13 protein-coding genes are annotated in these 15,662 nt (G+C 67.3%); 7 read left to right on the forward strand and 6 right to left on the reverse strand.

Going from position 1 to position 15,662, the window contains the following annotated elements:
- Window positions 1–3: 3 nt before the first annotated feature.
- From M1247_RS26915 to M1247_RS26935, 5 genes are all read right to left on the reverse strand, one after another.
- Complete coding sequence (locus tag M1247_RS26915; RefSeq protein ID WP_317159457.1) at window positions 4–441, reverse strand: roadblock/LC7 domain-containing protein; 438 nt, start codon at window positions 439–441, stop codon at window positions 4–6.
- A complete protein-coding gene (locus M1247_RS26920) occupies window positions 438–3,050 on the reverse strand; it encodes a sensor histidine kinase (protein ID WP_317159458.1) in 2,613 nt (870 codons plus the stop codon). Before M1247_RS26920 ends, M1247_RS26915 begins: the two co-directional genes overlap by 4 nt.
- Before the next feature lie 228 nt (window positions 3,051–3,278).
- A complete protein-coding gene (locus tag M1247_RS26925; protein WP_317159459.1) occupies window positions 3,279–4,193 on the reverse strand; it encodes a DMT family transporter in 915 nt (304 codons plus the stop codon).
- Between the two features lie 52 nt (window positions 4,194–4,245).
- Window positions 4,246–4,893 (reverse strand): GntR family transcriptional regulator, encoded by a 648-nt coding sequence (locus M1247_RS26930; protein WP_317159547.1) that lies wholly within the window; start codon window positions 4,891–4,893, stop codon window positions 4,246–4,248.
- Window positions 4,894–4,946: 53 nt separating this feature from the next.
- Window positions 4,947–5,462: an HD family phosphohydrolase gene (locus tag M1247_RS26935; protein ID WP_317159460.1), complete on the reverse strand. Its 516-nt coding sequence runs from the start codon at window positions 5,460–5,462 to the stop codon at window positions 4,947–4,949.
- Between the two features lie 110 nt (window positions 5,463–5,572).
- Between M1247_RS26935 and M1247_RS26940 the strand changes: the two genes are divergently transcribed.
- Genes M1247_RS26940 through M1247_RS26960 form a run of 5 tightly spaced genes read left to right on the forward strand, consistent with a single transcriptional unit; the run spans window position 5,573 to window position 10,585 of the window.
- Window positions 5,573–6,664 carry a TIGR03364 family FAD-dependent oxidoreductase gene (locus tag M1247_RS26940; protein WP_317159461.1) on the forward strand — a complete coding sequence of 364 codons (1,092 nt, stop codon included), beginning with the start codon at window positions 5,573–5,575 and terminating at the stop codon, window positions 6,662–6,664.
- Window positions 6,665–6,708: 44 nt separating this feature from the next.
- Complete coding sequence (locus tag M1247_RS26945) at window positions 6,709–7,755, forward strand: 2-aminoethylphosphonate ABC transporter substrate-binding protein (RefSeq protein WP_317159462.1); 1,047 nt, start codon at window positions 6,709–6,711, stop codon at window positions 7,753–7,755.
- A 1-nt stretch (window position 7,756) separates the two neighbouring features.
- Window positions 7,757–8,923 carry an ABC transporter ATP-binding protein gene (locus tag M1247_RS26950; protein ID WP_410506950.1) on the forward strand — a complete coding sequence of 389 codons (1,167 nt, stop codon included), beginning with the start codon at window positions 7,757–7,759 and terminating at the stop codon, window positions 8,921–8,923.
- Window positions 8,920–9,813: a 2-aminoethylphosphonate ABC transporter permease subunit gene (locus tag M1247_RS26955; RefSeq protein ID WP_317159463.1), complete on the forward strand. Its 894-nt coding sequence runs from the start codon at window positions 8,920–8,922 to the stop codon at window positions 9,811–9,813. Before M1247_RS26950 ends, M1247_RS26955 begins: the two co-directional genes overlap by 4 nt.
- On the forward strand, window positions 9,788–10,585 hold the full coding sequence (locus M1247_RS26960; RefSeq protein WP_317159464.1) for an ABC transporter permease: 798 nt from the start codon (window positions 9,788–9,790) through the stop codon (window positions 10,583–10,585). The genes M1247_RS26955 and M1247_RS26960 overlap by 26 nt, the downstream gene beginning before the upstream one ends.
- Window positions 10,586–10,595: 10 nt before the next feature.
- Here the strand turns inward: M1247_RS26960 and M1247_RS26965 are convergent, their stop codons facing one another.
- On the reverse strand, window positions 10,596–12,758 hold the full coding sequence (locus M1247_RS26965) for an acyl-CoA dehydrogenase family protein (protein ID WP_317159465.1): 2,163 nt from the start codon (window positions 12,756–12,758) through the stop codon (window positions 10,596–10,598).
- A gap of 124 nt (window positions 12,759–12,882) precedes the next feature.
- Between M1247_RS26965 and M1247_RS26970 the strand changes: the two genes are divergently transcribed.
- Together M1247_RS26970 and M1247_RS26975 are read left to right on the forward strand one after the other, a co-directional pair.
- Entirely contained in the window at window positions 12,883–14,106 is a 1,224-nt protein-coding gene (locus M1247_RS26970) for an alpha/beta hydrolase fold domain-containing protein (protein ID WP_317159466.1), read from the forward strand.
- 24 nt (window positions 14,107–14,130) lie between these two features.
- The gene (locus tag M1247_RS26975; protein WP_317159467.1) at window positions 14,131–15,549 is read left to right on the forward strand and encodes a WS/DGAT/MGAT family O-acyltransferase; all 1,419 of its coding nucleotides are present in this window, start codon (window positions 14,131–14,133) and stop codon (window positions 15,547–15,549) included.
- Window positions 15,550–15,662: the final 113 nt, after the last annotated feature.

Consider the following 15,662-nt stretch of genomic DNA (forward strand, 5'->3'; position numbering starts at 1 on the left):
GCGTCATCGAACGCCCAGTGCGGAGCGTGGGGTCGCCTGAATGGTCTTGCCCACCCGGTCGACGAGCAACGCCATTTCATACCCGACCTGCCCGACATCACACGAGACCTGCGCCAGCGTTGCGAGATATGATCCGTCGCCGACACCCATCAGCAGCAGGAAACCGTCGTCCATCTCGACGATCGACTGGCGGACGTTGCCCGCCTCGAACAGCCGGGCAGCACCCGTCGACAAGCTCGCCAAACCTGATGTCACGGCGGCCAATTGCTCAGCGCGATCGGCAGGCAGGTGTGAGTTAGAGGCCATCAGCAAACCGTCGGCCGAGACGAGAATCGCGTGTGTCACGCCCGGCACGTCACGGACGAAGTTGGACACGAACCAGTCGAGGGTCCGCTTCGTCGCCGGAGCAGAGCCAGCCTGTGGTTGCGTACCGGTGTTCATCGGTCTCCTTCGAGTCGGCGGTCTGCTGCATCGGTTTCGGCCCGGCCCCTGCGCACACCGGCCAGTTGTCGGCTCAACATGTCGCGGATCGCCGCGGGGTCGTGTCCCACGCCTGCCCTGGCGGCCGGTTCCGGCCTGAGATCGTCGGGCACCAGGCGTGCACCGCGTTCGCGGATCGGCAGCCCGGATTCGGTATGGCGCTTGGGTTCCTGCTCGACCGCTTTCGCGGCGGCGGCCCACGCGGCATCGGCGGCGCTCGCCCAGGCCTGATCGCGGGATTCCCGCGACGTCGGATCCATCAGCCATTCGGAGGCCATCCGTTCGAATATCGGTGAGCTCTCGGACTCGACATCCGCAGGAGCGGGTTCGGCGGCCAAGGCGGGCTCGGGGGGAGTCGGCACATCGGGTGTGGCCGGGGTCGCCTGGGACGGAGTTGGCGCGGCGGTGAAGAAGGAGAGTGGATTCGAGCGTGGCTGTCCCTCGGTGGCGGGCACCGGGGCTGCGGGGGCGGCGAGGCCGTTGACACCGCTGGCACCGGGGGAGCGCTTGGGCAGCGTGCCGCGATTGGAGTTGGATGCGGCGCGCGCCTCACCCGTCCCTGCCGTCGGCGGCGAGCCGGCATCGAGGCGATCGAGCGCACCGGCGCCCGGTTCGGCACCGGCTGCCTGCCGATCACCGGTGGACCGCTGCGGTGCGGCCGCGAACGAATCCGCATGCCGATCGCCGGGGGCATCGACGATCCCGTCCGGCGCGGCGACCAGCGTGCCAGGGAGGTGCACACTGGCGGTCACACCAGGCTGATCGGACAACGAACCGGTGGTGGCGCGGAGCCGCGTCGTGGCGTCGTGGCGTCGTGCCAACCGCCCGACGACGAACAAGCCCATCCGTTTGGCAGTCTCGGACGTCACCTCGCCGCCGAGCGCCAGCCGCTCGTTCGCGGCGTTCAAGTCGTCGGCGGGCATGCCGAGCCCCCGATCGGCGATCTCGACCAGGAGCCCCGCGTCGACCGCACGGCCGACCGTCACCACGACCGGCGAATCCGGCGGGGAGTACCGCAGCGCATTGTCCAGCAGTTCCGCGATCAGATGGCCGACATCGCCGGCCGCGGAGCTGAGGATCGAGACGTCGACGACATGGCCGACCTGGACCCGCCGGTAATCCTCGACCTCGGACATCGCGGCGCGCAGCACGTCCCCCAGCGGAACGGGGGCTGAGATGCGGTGACGTTCGACCGTGTCGGCAAGAACGAGCAGGTTGTCGCCGTTGCGGCGCATGCGGGTCGCGAGGTGGTCGAGTCGGAACAGATGCTCTAGCCGGACCGGATCGTCCTCGTCGAGCTCAAGGGTTTCGATCAGTGCCAGCTGCTGTTCGACGAGCGAGCGGCTTCGACGGGACAGGGTTTCGAACATGTCGCCGATCTGCAGGCGGACACCGTGCTCGCCGGCCAGCCGGACCGCTTGCAGGTGGATGTCGTCGATCGCGCGGGCCAGCTGTCCGATCTCTTCCTTGGTGCGCACCGGCAATGCCGTGACCTCCGGCATGCCACCACCCTTGCTGAGCCGTTCGATCTCTTCGGGCAGCTCGACCTGCGCGACCTGTAGTGCGCCACGGCGCAGGCGGCTGATCGACCGGATGAGGGAACGGCCGACGGCAAGTGCGAAGACGAGTGCGATCAGCACCGCACCGAGGATGATCGCGGTGTCGCGGAGGGCGTCGGACCGCAGGGCGTTGGCCCGGGCATGCAGTGTGCGGTCGAGATCGGACGCAAGTTGCTGGGTCATCGCGCGGTACTGGTCGACACTTGCTTGCATCGCGTCGGTGAAACCGGGCGCGGACACGGATTCGCTGAGCGGTTGCGTGTAGGCGTCGCGACGAACATCGGATGCCTCGCGCAAAGCCGCAACGTCGTCGCCGGTCGTCAGCTGGGCGAGCCGGTCGATCGCTGCCGCTTCGGCACCTGCCGCGTCGGCCACCTCGGTCCGCAGCCCGACCGAATCGACGAATCTCGGGGTGGCGACCAGCACCCGTTGGGTCGTCAGTGCCCGCTGCGCCGCGAGTGCGGTCACCAACCGGTCCGCAAGGGGGCGCACGGCGCTGTCGTCGGCTGTCGCCGTCGTCTTCGCGATCGCGGAGATCACCCCGGTCGCCACAGCCTGCCCCTGCTCGGCGATCTCGGGCTGCGGCACCGGGCCCGAGCTGATCTCGTCGCGCAGTTCCTTGGCCGTCGAGGAGGCGGTGGTCAGCTCGGTGGCGACGCTCGAGTCGAAGTCCGCCGAGGTGATCATCGACGTGAGAGCAGCCGCGCTTTCGTCGAACTGTGCGAGCGGTTCCTCGATCGGCGCGCCGGTTGCGCCGGCGTACGCGAGCTGGTCGAGCCGGTCGACCAACTCGACCGCTGGCACCACGATCACCGCGTTGTCGGACGCGATACCCAACCTCGATGCCGCCGAGAGCTCGTTGTAGATCCTGACTGCGCCGAACGTTGCAGCGAGCACGATGGGCAGGATCAGCGTCGCCGCGACCTTCCATCGCAGCGGCCAGCCCTCGATCGACGCTCGCGACACGGTCGGATGTGCAATTTCACCGTCTTTCGGATCATTTGCATCCACTGCCGCACCACCCTTCGCCGAGAAAATTGACGTTCAGGTAGGAGTACCTCGGCCAACGCAGATGCTAAATGAACGATAACGATTCTGCATCGACGGGGCTCACTGTCGCGGGTTCGCTGGCGCTGCGCCCGCCGGTGTGCCACGCGTCTACATGCGGCTTTGCCCGCAATCTAAGAGGATGCTGCGATTCTCGCCGGTGCCCCGCTGCGGAGCCGTCGACCGGACCGGTCACGAGCGGTGCCGTCGAATTAGGCCGCGAAGCCATTTCGGCTCGGTGGTGGCCGCGTAAGCGCTGATCAGCATGACCAATGCGCCCGACAACTGCAGGCCACTCGGCCGCTCGGCCAGGACGATCACGCCGAGCACCAACGCACCGACCGGGGTGAGCATCAGGAGTGCCGATCCGACGTCGCTGGAAAGGCGGGGTGTCGCACGAGCGACCAGCAGCCAGCCCAGCACCTGACCGAACAGGGCGGTCAGGGCCAGCCAGCCCATCGTGACCCAACCAGGCGTCATATCGACGCCGTGCCACAGCGCTCCGGCGAGCAGGGACACGATGGAGGCCGCGACGATGACCAAACTGTAGGACTGTAGGACAGGACCGTGTCGCCCAGCTCGGCGCAGTAGATAGAGGAAACCGGAATAGCACGCGGCGGCCCCGATCGCGTGCACGGTGCCCCACACGGGGTCCGACCCTGACACCCCGTGCTCCAGCACACCGCCGGTGAGCACGACGCCCAGAATCAGCCACGGCAGGCAGATGAGGTAGCGACGGTGCACCGGCTCATGGTCGATGACCAACGCCAGCAGCGGCACGATCACCACCTGGGCGTTGACCAGTACGGTCGAAAGTCCGGCGCCGACTTCGAGGATCGCCTGTGTCCACAGGAGCATGTCCCCGGCGAAACATGCTCCCGCGACCGAGGCCAGCAGTATCAACCGTGGGGGTCGGCGGGCGTCGCGTCGACGCTCCCGCAGAGCAAGCCAGGCCAACACGGGCAAGGCCAGCACGCAGCGGTAGAACGATGCCGTTCCCGGTGACGCGCCGGACAGGTCGATGAAGATGGCGGACGCGGAGACCGCCAAGGCACCCGCAGACATCGCCAGCTCAGGTGCCCGGAGTGCAGTCCATGGCGCGTCCATGTCAGACGCGTACCCATTGACGGCCGCGACCTCAACAGCATCTCGGCGACGATTACGCCAGCAGGGTCTCGAACGCGATCCGGTCTCCGCGATACAACGCACGCACGAGTTCGATCGGCAGGCCGTCGGTGTCCACCGACCGGCGGTTGAGCAGCAGCATCGGCATGGCCGTGGTCGACTCCAGTAGCTCGGCCTCCCGCGGTGATGCCAGTGCGGTCTCGATGCGCTCGGTGGCCGAGCCGAACTGCACACCCCGCGCGCGGATCGCCGCGTACAACGAGGTGGTGGGATCGAAGCTGTTCTCCAGCGCTCCGAACCTGGCGGCCGACAGGTACGTGCTCTCCAGCCCGATCCGCTGGTCATCGGCCAGCAGCACCCGCTCCAAATGCATGACCGGTGCGTCGGCTGGAACATCCAGTCCCGCAGCAAGTTCCGCCGTCGCGCCAACGGTATCCCAGGTCACCAGCACGCGACCGGGCACCCGTCCCATCGCCATCGCGCCCTCGGTATAGGACTGCAACCCGAGCGGCTGAGTGAGTTTGGGGCGTGCAACCACGGTGCCGCGGCCGCGTCGTTCGACACGGCCGGCCACCAGCAGCTCATGCAACGCCTGGCGCACGGTTTCGCGGGCCACGCCGAAGCGCAGGGCCAGCTCGCGTTCGGCAGGCACCGGGTCGCCTTCGGTGAGGCCGGCGAGCATGTCGTCCAGCGCCGTGCGGATGAGGTACGGCTTGGGTAGCGGTTTGGGCACCCTCAATCGCCCTGCCGGGCAACACGTTCGGCGATGGCCAACACCGTATCGATCGTCGCGCCACCTGCCGACGGATCCTTGGCCGCATCGTCGTAGCGGCGCAGGCGCAGGGCATCCGCCCACCAGGGATGGTTGGTGTAGGCGGGGTCGACGGCGGGGCCGCCCTGACGCTGCAGCGATTCTGCCGACACGTCCGAGAGGGCGTAGGCGGGATCGAACGCGGCCAGGTAACGCTTGGCCGCAACGTGCGCACCGGCGAGCCAACCGACCCGCGCGCCGAAACGTGGCGTCAGCCAGTCGCGGGCGAAACGGTCATGCTGATCGGCGCCCGGTCCGTCGAACAGCGGGCTGTGTGCCAGATCGTGCAGGGCGGCCGCAAGAGTCAGCTCATCGTCGGCCCCGTCGTCGATCGCGCGGGCCGCGGACTGCAGCGCGTGATCGAGTTCGTCGACGGCGTCTTCGTCCCAGACTCCGCGCAGCGAGTGCAGTACCCGACTGACTTCCGCCATGTCTCGCATGGGCCACAGCGTACCGGGTTTTGGTCTATACCAATTGTTAACCTGCTGTTCTGCGGGTCAACACGCGCAGGTGGCTGCATGGTCGTGATCGGCCGAGAGGCTCAACCATCATGCGGGTGACGATCATTGGCGGCGGCATCCTCGGCACCATGCACGCCGTCGAAGCGGTGCACCGCGGACATCACGTCACACAGCTGGAACGCGAAACCGAGGCGCGCGGGGCGACCGTCCGCAACTTCGGCCTGGTGTGGGTGTCGGGCCGGTCGACGGCCGAACTCGATGCCGCGCTGCGCGCCCGGGAGCTGTGGGAGAAACTCGGTGCCGACATCCCCGGCATCGGTTTCCGTCCCACCGGATCGATCACGCTGCTGCGTACCCCGGCCGAACTGGCCGTCGCGGTAGAGGCGGCCGAGAGCGCGGACGCCGGGCACCGCGGCTTCACGCTGCTGGAACCTGAACAGGTGACCGCGGTCAACCCGGCTCTGCGCGGGGAGTTCGTCGGTGGTCTGCACTGCGCCCTGGACGCGGCGGTGGAACCCCGTCATGCACTCCCCGCAATCCGGCGATATCTGTATGCCAGTGAGCAATACGAGTTCGTGGCCGGTGCCGAGGCGCGCTCGGTGAGCAACCGCGTCGTCCGCGATGATCACGGTAACCAGTATGAGGCCGACCTGGTTCTGGTCTGCGCCGGCGCGGCGCACGGCGGGCTGGTCCGCGACATCGCCGGTGAGCTGCCCGTGCGCCGGGTGCGTCTGCAGATGATGCAGACCGAACCGCTGGATGAGCCACTGACCACCGCGATCGCCGACGCCGACAGTTTCCGCTATTACCCGGGTTTCGCCGGGCCGGCGCTGGACACCCTGCGCAGCAGTCAATCTCAGAACGCGGTAGCCGACAAGCAACGGATGCAGTTGCTGTGTGTGCAGCGCGCAAACGGCGGGCTGACCATTGGTGACACCCATGAGTACGAGGAACCATTCGGTTTCGACGTCCATGAATCCCCGTACGCCTACCTGGTCGACGTCGTCGAGCGGTTCCTCGGCAGGACACTGCCACCGATCCGGCAGCGCTGGGCCGGCGTCTACAGCCAGTGCCTGGACGCGCACCAACTCGTGTGCCGAGCTGCGCCGGAGGACGACCTGTGGGTGATCACCGGGCCGGGTGGGCGCGGTATGACGCTGGGCCCCGCGATCGCCGAATAGAGTGCCGACCTCATCGGACTGTGAATCAGGAAAAGAAGGAACACATGAAATCACAACGTATCCGGCGGATGACCGCGATCGCGGCGCTCGCCTTGACCGCTGCACTGACCGCGGCGTGCGGCGGCACCGGGTCGACCGGATCCGGTGAGGCGGGCACGCTCACTGTTTACAGTGCTGACGGTTTGGCGACCTGGTACAAGTCCACCTTCGACGCGTTCACCGAGGAGACCGGCATCGCGGTGAATCTGGTGGAGGCGGGATCCGGCGAGGTGGTCTCCCGGGTGGAGAAAGAGCAGTCCAACCCACAGGCCGACCTGCTGGTGACCCTGCCCCCGTTCATCCAGAAGGCCGACTCCTCAGGGCTTCTCGTGCCCAGCGGAGCCGACGCGGCCGGCATCGCCGCCGATCAGGTGGGCCCCGACGGGCGTTACGTGCCGATCGTCAACAACGCGCTCAGCTTCATCGCCAATCCGGCGGCCGAGCCCGCCCCGGCCAGCTGGGACGACCTGCTCGCCCCGCAGTTCAAGGGCAAGCTCCAGTACTCGACACCCGGGCAGGCCGGTGACGGCACCGCCGTGCTGGTGCTGCTGCAGCATCTGCGGGGTAGGCCCGGCGCGCTGGACTATCTGACCAGATTGCAGGCCAACAACGTCGGACCGTCCTCGTCGACCGGAAAGCTCCAGCCGAAGGTCAGCAACGGAGAACTGCTGGTGGCCAACGGCGATGTGCAGATGAACCTCGGTTCGATCAAGAACGACGGGTCGAAGTTCACCATCTTCATCCCGGCGCACGACGGCAAGCGCACCACGGTCTCACTGCCCTACGTCGCCGGCGTGACCAAGGGGGCCCCGCACGCCGAAGACGCCAAGAAGCTGCTGGCCTACCTACTGTCCGAGGATGTGCAGAAGACCGTCGAGACCGAGGCGCTGGGCATCCCGGTCCGCGAAGATCTCGCCTCCAGTGGTGCGCCCCAACCGAATACCCCCGCCGCAGTGCTCGAAGGAGTGCAGCTGTGGGTGCCGGATTGGAACGCGGTGCTGGCCGACCTCGACGGTGATCTCGCCGCCTATCAAAAGGCCACCGGTAACTGATATGACCGAGAGCGGGCTGGGGCAACTCCGGGTAGGTGTCAAAGGTCGGCAAGTTACCGAGCCGCGCACTCCGGCAATCACATTCGATCGTGTCGGGGTGTCGTACGGCCGGGGTAAGCGGGTAACCCAAGCGCTGGTCGACTTCAACCTGAAGGTCGCCGCCGGTGAGACGGTCGCGCTGCTGGGACCCAGCGGGTCGGGGAAGTCCACCGCACTGGGTGCCCTCGCGGGGTTCGTGCGGCCGACGTCCGGAACGGTCCGACTCGACGGCCGTGACATCACTGATCTGCCGCCGGCCCGGCGGGGTATCGGTGTGGTGCTGCAGTCCTATGCGCTGTTTCCGCACATGCGGGTGGCCGACAATGTGGCGTTCGGCCTGAAGGCGCAGCGTGTCCGGCGTGCCGACATCGGGTCGCGAGTGGCCGAAGCGCTGGGCATGGTCGGCATGGCGGCGTACGGAAAGCGCCTGCCCCGTGAGCTTTCCGGCGGTCAGCAGCAACGCATCGCGATCGCCAGGGCACTGGCCATCCGGCCCAAGGTGCTCTTGCTCGATGAGCCACTTGCCGCGCTCGACGCACAGTTGCGCCAATCCATGCTCGCCGAACTGCGGCAGCTCAAATCTGCGCTGCCCGACACCGCCATGCTGTACGTCACCCACGACCAGTCCGAGGCTTTGGCGCTGGCCGACCGCATCGTGGTGATGAACAATGCCAGGTTGATGGACGTCGACACCGCCGAGAACCTGTGGAAGCGCCCACCGACCAGCTTCACGGCGGCGTTTCTGGGCGGTGCCAACCTGATCCCGTGCACCGTGGGCCGCGTCATCGGAACGTCCGCACTGGTGACGGTGGCCAATCGGACCGTCAGTGCAGAGGCGCCGCAACCGGCCGTCGGCAAGAACGACTGGGAACCCGGATCCGCGGCGCTACTGTGCATCCGCCCCCACGCGCTGCAGCTCGTCTCGCTCGGAAACAGGGATGCACTGCGAGCCACCGTCAACGCCGCAGTCTGGCGCGGCGCGACGACGCGGGTCGTGGCCTCGGTCAACGGGCTGCCCGATCAGCTGATCGAAGTCGACGTGCCCGGGCAAGCCCAGGTGGAGGTGGGCAGCGAGATCGGGGTGCGAATCCCGGAACCGGCAGGCGTCCTGGTGCAGGCCCCCACGTGACCGCACTGCTGGACCAACGCCCTGTTCAGGCACCGGATCGGACCGCGCCCCGGCGTTCACGCGCGTTGTTCTGGGCCCTTCCACCGTTGCTGCTGGTGTTGGGCGTCGTGCTCTATCCGCTGCTGCGGGTGTTCGGCGCGGCGGCCACCCCCGCCATCTGGACCGACGTGCTCAGCTCGGAATCGTTCCGGGATGCGTTGTGGCGCACCGTGGCGATCGCGGCGACCTCGACGGTCGGCTGCCTGGTCCTCGGCACTTTCCTCGCCGTGGTGCTGGCCTTCGTCCCGTTCCCGGGATCGCAGGTGGTGGGCAGGCTCATCGACACCGTGCTCGCACTGCCGTCGTTCCTCATCACACTGGCGTTCACATTCCTCTACGGGACGGCAGGTGCGGTCAATGCCGCGATCTTGAGTTTCACCGGTGGAGACTCTCCCGTGGTGAACTTCCTCTACACCCCGGCCGGGGTGATCGCGGCCGAGATCACCTTCTTCACCCCGTTTGTGGTGCGCCCGCTGCTCGCGTCGTTTGCGCTGCTACCCCGCGAACAACTCGATGTGGCGGCCAGCCTTGGTGCCTCGCCACTGCGCGTGCTGCGTTCGGTGGTGCTGCCCGAGGCGTGGCCCGCGTTGATGGCCGGTGGAAGCCTCGTGTTGTTGTTGACGCTCAACGAGTTCGGCATCGTGTTGTTCACTGGGGCGAAGGGTGTCATCACCCTGCCGGTGCTGATCTACACCCGCGGCATCGTCACCTTCGACCTGCCCGGTGCCGCGGTGATCGCGACGGTGCAGGTGGTGCTGTCGCTGAGCCTGTATGTGGTGTACCGGATGGTGTTCGCCCGCATGACGACCGGAAGGGGAGTGGCCGATGCTGCTGTGGACGCGGCGAAGTAGGGCGCTCGTCCTGACGGTGTTCACGGCGGTGGTACTGGTGGTGTTCGTGGCGCCGCTGGCCACCGTGCTGCTGGCAGGCCTGGCCGGGGCGTGGACCTCAGCGCTGCCTTCGAACCTGGGGTTCACCCACATCGGCGATGCACTGTCCGGTGAGAACCTGGCGAGTCTCTCGGTGAGCCTGCAGACCGCGTTCATCGCCGGCGGCATCGCCCTGGTGCTCGGCACGTGGGCGGCGCTGGCGGCCCGGGACTGCCCGAAGTGGTTGCGCCGGCTCACCGATGCGGTGTTCCACTTACCGATCGCCGTGCCATCGGTGGCCATCGGCCTCGGCCTGCTGATCGCTTTCAACTCCCGGCCCCTGCTGCTCGGCGGCACGCGCTGGATCGTTATCCTGGCGCACGCCGTGCTGGTGCTGGCGTTCGCGTTCAGTGCGGTATCAGCGGCCCTGGACCGGCTTGATCCGGCCTACCGGCAGGCCGCCGAATCCCTTGGCGCAGGCTCAGCCCGGGTACTCACCCGGGTGACGCTGCCACTGTTGATGCCCGCGCTCGGAGCAGCTGCAGGTTTGGCGGTGGCACTGTCGATGGGTGAGCTCGGCGCGACGGTGATGGTGTATCCCGCGACATGGAAGACCTTGCCGGTGACCATCTTCGGTCTTACCGACCGCGGCCAGGCGTTCCAGGCCGCGGCGTGCACCACGATCCTGCTGCTGGTGACTCTGCTTGCGCTGGTCGGGCTCGGTCGCATCCGGGGTCGTGCCGCTGTCCGGTAGCGCTCACCGCTTACTTGAGCAGCGGATCCCGGGGGAGACCGAGGATCCGCTCGGCGATGGTGTTGCGGGTGATCTCTGAAGTCCCGCCGGCAATGGTCATCGCCCGGTTGCCGAGGTATGCCCGCGTCAACCGCGGGGTGCACCCCGACACCGCCGCTGAGCCGGCCAGGTCCATGCCCAGTTCGGTCAAACGTTGGGAGTGTTCGGCCACCAGCAGCTTGGTGACGTTGCCTTCCGGCCCAGGCTCGGCGCCCGCGATGGCCCGGCTGACGCGGCGCAGATTGAGCAGCCGCAGCGTGTGGCCGACAGCGATCACCTCGCCGGCGCGACGGGCGTAGCAGGCGCCGTCGGCCGCCGAGTCGAGCAGGGCCACCAGATCATCGGCGCCGAACCCGGTCGGTGCGGCGGACCCGCCGCCGATCGAGATCCGCTCATTACCCAGCGTGGCCCGGGCCACCAGCCAGCCCTTGTTGACCCCGCCCACCACGTCGGCGTCGGGAACGAACACGTCGTCGAAGAACACCTCGTTGAAATGGGCGTCGCCGGTCAGTCCGCGTAACGGATTGACCGTCACCCCAGGGGCTTTCATATCGATCGCCATCATGGTCACGCCCGCATGCTTGGATGCGTCAGGATCGGTGCGCACGGTGGCCAGACCCCACTGGCACTGCTGAGCCAGGCTGGTCCACACCTTCTGCCCCGTCACCCGCCAGCCACCGTCGACCTTCTTCGCCGCGGTGCGTACCGCCGCGGCGTCCGAACCGGCGCCCGGCTCGGAGAACAGCTGGCACCACATCACTTTGCCGCGCAGCACCGGTTTCACCCAGCGCTCCCGCTGCTCATCGGTCCCGGCCTGGGCGATGGTCAGCGTCACCCAGCCGGTGATCCCCATGTCGGCGCGTTCGACGTCAGCGAATTCCTCTTCGACCACCAACTGCTCGAGCACGTCCGCTGCCCGGCCCCACGGTTTCGGCCAGTGCGGCACCAGATATCCGGAGTCGACCAGGAAGTCGCGTTGTCTCTCGGTAGGCAGGGCCTGCACGGCGGCGACGGCGTCGCGCGCGGCCTGCCGGTAGTTCTCGGCCTCGGCAGGCAGGGTGAACGACGCACCGTGCGCCCGCCCGGCGCGCTGGCCCTCGACCACGTCGAGCAGGGGATCGGCGCCATCGCCGAGCACCGCGGCCAGCGTCCTGGCTCGACGTAGGTACAGGTGGGCGTCATGCTCCCAGGTGAACCCGATACCGCCGTGCAGTTGAATGTTGGTTTCGGCGTTGAACACTGGAGCATGGGACCCGTGCGACGCCGCGACGGCGGCCGCGAACCAGGCACCGTCGAGATCGTCGCTGCGGGCGGCGTCCCACACCGCGGCGGTAGCCTGCTCGACCGCGACGAGCATGTTCGCGGCGTGGTGTTTTACGGCCTGAAAGGTGCCGATGGTGCGCCCGAATTGCTCACGCACCTTGGCGTACTCGACCGCCATGTCCAGTGCAGCCCAGGACACCCCGACCGCCTCGGCCGAGGCCAGGATGCGGAACACGGTGCGGGCCGACCGGGCTGCACCGTGCAACACCCGGTCTGCGGGAACAGTCACAGCCTGCATCGTGACCGAGCCGATGCTGCGGGTGGTGTCCAGAGATTCGAGTGCGCTGACCGTGACCCCGGGGGCGTTCGCGTCGACTATGACGACGTCCTCGCCCGCGGTCAGCACCAGCACGTCGGCATCGGGCGCGCCCAACACTGCGTTGCACTCCCCGCCGAGCAGGCCGTCCGTCCCGGCTGTCAGCGAGCCTGCCAGCCCCAGAGCTGCGACCTTCGCCCCGCCGGCCAAGTCTGGAAGAAGCTCTGTCCGAACCGAATCGGTTGCGCAGCGGTCGATGACCACGGCCGCGGCCACGCTCGGCAGGAACGGCCCCGGGCACAGTTCGCGGCCGGCCACCTCGGCTACCACCGCCAGTTCGGGCAGGCCGAATCCCGATCCGCCGTACTCCTCAGCGATCGCCAACCCGGTCCAGCCGAGATCCGCTCCGGCCGACCATATTTCGGCAGGATAGCGGCCCGGGTCGGCCAATGTCGCCCGGGCAGCCGAGCGGCTGTCCAGCCGGTTCAGTTGCCCGAACGCCGCGTCGGCGAGGTCCTGATGTTCTTCGGTGATGGCCAGCGCAGACTTACTCACGATTAGCGAAGCTAACGGGACATCCCCGCCCAGGTATAGGTGATCCAGGTCACACTTCGATCCGGGTGTAGACAGACCAGTCGAGTTGTCTGCCCTTGCTCAACCCGCGAGGTAGGCTCGCGCAATGACGGCACGACCGGACGCCCGGTACCCCGGAGCAACGTTAGCCGGCAGGGTCCGTTGGTTGCTGCACGCCAAGCCTGCTGACCATATGCTGGCATTGAGCGTCGCGTCGGCTTCGCTGCCGATCGTCGGCAAGCATCTTGAGCCACTGGGCGCGATGGCGGCCATGGGGGTGTGGGGTTTCCGCCATATGCCCGAGTTCGTCACGGCGTCGGCCAAATCGTGGCTGACCCCGGGGAACGCCGAGATCAAGAAGGCCGAGCGGGACAAGACAAACGCGATCGCCCAGGAGGCGCTGCGCGGTGTGGTGTCCGCCGCCGACCTGGCCACCGACTGGCCGGCCCCGCAGAATGTGCCGCCGCTGTGGAACAGCCTCGGCTACCGGCGCGATGTGTACCGGACTTCGGTGCGCTACGGCGACAGTCCGTCGCAACTGCTCGACGTGTGGCGGCCCGCTGAACTTCCCAACACGCCCGCCCCGGTCATGGTGTTCGTGCCGGGCGGCGCCTGGGTGCACGGCAGCCGGATGCTGCAGGGCTACGCGCTGATGTCGCACTTGGCGCAGCGCGGTTGGGTGTGCCTGTCGATCGATTACCGGGTGGCACCGCACCACCGCTGGCCACGCCACATCGCCGATGTGAAAGCCGCAATCGCCTGGGCGCGAGCCAATGTCGACAAGTTCGGCGGAGACCGCAACTTCGTGACGATCGCCGGCTGTTCGGCCGGCGGGCACCTGGCCGCGCTGGCCGGGCTCACCCCGAATCACCCGGACCTGCAGGGAGATCTGCCGGACGGATCGGATACTTCAGTCGACGCCGTGGTGGGCATCTACGGCCGCTACGACTGGGAGGACCGCTCCACCGTCGAGCGCGCCCATTTCGTGGACTTCCTGGAACGTGTGGTGGTGAAACGCAGGATCGACCGCCACCGCGAAATCTTCCGGCAGGCCTCACCGATCGCCCAGATTCACCCCGATGCGCCACCGTTCCTGGTCATCCACGGCACCGGAGACACCGTCATCCCGGTGGCTCAGGCGCGCAGTTTCGTAGACCGCCTCAAAGCGGTCTCGCGGGCACCCGTGAGTTACATGGAACTTCCCGGTGCGGGACACGCCTTCGATATGACCGACGGAGCCCGTGCCGGCTCGATGGCAACCGCAATTGGCCTGTTCCTCAACCAAATTCACCGAAACCGGACGCTTGAGCGGGCTAAAGCGGTTATATAGACGCCTCCACACAGGAGGTACCCAGTGAAGCGATTGAGCGGGTGGGACGCGTTCCTGCTGTACACCGAAACGCCCAACGTGCACATGCACACGCTGAAGATCGCGGTGATCGATATCGAGGGTATCGGCGACCGCACATTCGGCATCGACGAGTTCCGCGAGGTGATCCACGGTCGCCTGTACAAGCTGGACCCGTTCCGCTACCAGCTCGTCGACATTCCGTTCAAGTTCCACCACCCCATGTGGCGGGAGAACTGCGACGTCGATCTGAACTACCACGTCCGGCCATGGCGGTTGCCGGCACCGGGAGGCCGGCGTGAGTTGGATGAGGCCATCGGTGAGATCGCCAGCACGCCGCTGGACCGCAGCCGTCCGTTGTGGGAAATGTACTTCGTCGAAGGCCTGGCGAACGGGCGCATCGCCGTGGTCAACAAGATCCACCATGCGCTCGCCGACGGCGTCGCATCGGCCAATCTGCTGGCCCGCGGGATGGACCTGCAGCAGGGCCCGCAGCGCGACCGTGATTCCTACGCCACCGATCCGGCGCCGTCGGGCAGTGAGCTGGTGCGTTCGGCGTTCCGTGATCACCTGCGCCAGATCGGCCGGCTGCCCGCAACCATCAGTTACACCGCGCAGGGTGTCGGACGGGTGCGACGCAGCAGCCGCAAGCTTTCGCCCCAGCTGACCCGCCCGTTCACGCCGCCACCCAGCTTCATGAACCACGTATTGACCCCGACCCGCTTGTTCGCAACCGCGACGCTGGCGCTTTCCGACGTCAAAGAGACCAGTAAAAAGCTCGGGATCACGATCAATGACCTGGTGTTGTCGATGTCCTCGGGAGCGTTGCGCACATTGTCACTGCGTTACGACGGCAAAGCCGACCATCCGTTGTTGGCCTCGGTGCCGATGAGCTTCGACTTCTCCACGGACCGGATCTGGGGCAACCGGTTCAGCGGCGTGCTGGTGGCATTGCCGGTCGATGTCCCTGACACCGCCGAACGGGTGCGGCGGTCGCGCGCGGCCGCCAGCCTGGCCAAGGAGAGCCACCAGTTGATCGGCCCCGAGCTCATCGCGCGCTGGGCTGCGTACATGCCACCGGCACCGGTGCAGGCGGCGTTCAAGTGGCTGTCCAACCAGGACGGTCAGAACAAGGTGCTCAACCTCAACATCTCCAACGTGCCCGGCCCACGCGAGCGCGGCAAGGTTGGCGGAGCGACGGTCACCGAGATCTACTCGGTGGGCCCCATCACTGCGGGCAGTGGCTTGAACATCACGGTGTGGAGCTATGTGGATCAGCTCAATATCTCAGTGATCGCCGACGACGCCACTGTCGAGGACCCGCACGAGGTCACCGACGCGATGCTCGACGAATTTCGTGACATCCGAACCATCGCAGGGCTTTCCGAAGAACTGACGGTCGTCGAGACCGCTATGCCGCAGTAGTCCCAGCCATCGACACCGCATGTGTCCCTGCGTGACAACAGGCCACGCGGCGCCGTATCGTGTTGGTTGACAGTCTGTTTCGTCGTTGTTGCTGTCGGTGAGGTAGGTCTGGG

The sequence above is a fragment of the Mycobacterium appelbergii genome, assembly GCF_032883035.1.
GTDB lineage: Bacteria > Actinomycetota > Actinomycetes > Mycobacteriales > Mycobacteriaceae > Mycobacterium > Mycobacterium appelbergii.

Excerpts from the sequence above, each read along its gene's own strand:
- M1247_RS26915 (WP_317159457.1), bottom strand. The coding sequence starts at position 441 with ATGAACACCGGTACGCAACCACAGGCTGGCTCTGCTCCGGCGACGAAG.
- M1247_RS26925 (WP_317159459.1), bottom strand. The coding sequence starts at position 4,193 with ATGGACGCGCCATGGACTGCACTCCGGGCACCTGAGCTGGCGATGTCT.
- M1247_RS26930 (WP_317159547.1), bottom strand. The coding sequence starts at position 4,893 with ATGCTCGCCGGCCTCACCGAAGGCGACCCGGTGCCTGCCGAACGCGAG.
- M1247_RS26935 (WP_317159460.1), bottom strand. The coding sequence starts at position 5,462 with ATGCGAGACATGGCGGAAGTCAGTCGGGTACTGCACTCGCTGCGCGGA.
- M1247_RS26940 (WP_317159461.1), top strand. The coding sequence starts at position 5,573 with ATGCGGGTGACGATCATTGGCGGCGGCATCCTCGGCACCATGCACGCC.
- M1247_RS26945 (WP_317159462.1), top strand. The coding sequence starts at position 6,709 with ATGAAATCACAACGTATCCGGCGGATGACCGCGATCGCGGCGCTCGCC.
- M1247_RS26950 (WP_410506950.1), top strand. The coding sequence starts at position 7,757 with ATGACCGAGAGCGGGCTGGGGCAACTCCGGGTAGGTGTCAAAGGTCGG.
- M1247_RS26960 (WP_317159464.1), top strand. The coding sequence starts at position 9,788 with ATGCTGCTGTGGACGCGGCGAAGTAGGGCGCTCGTCCTGACGGTGTTC.
- M1247_RS26970 (WP_317159466.1), top strand. The coding sequence starts at position 12,883 with ATGACGGCACGACCGGACGCCCGGTACCCCGGAGCAACGTTAGCCGGC.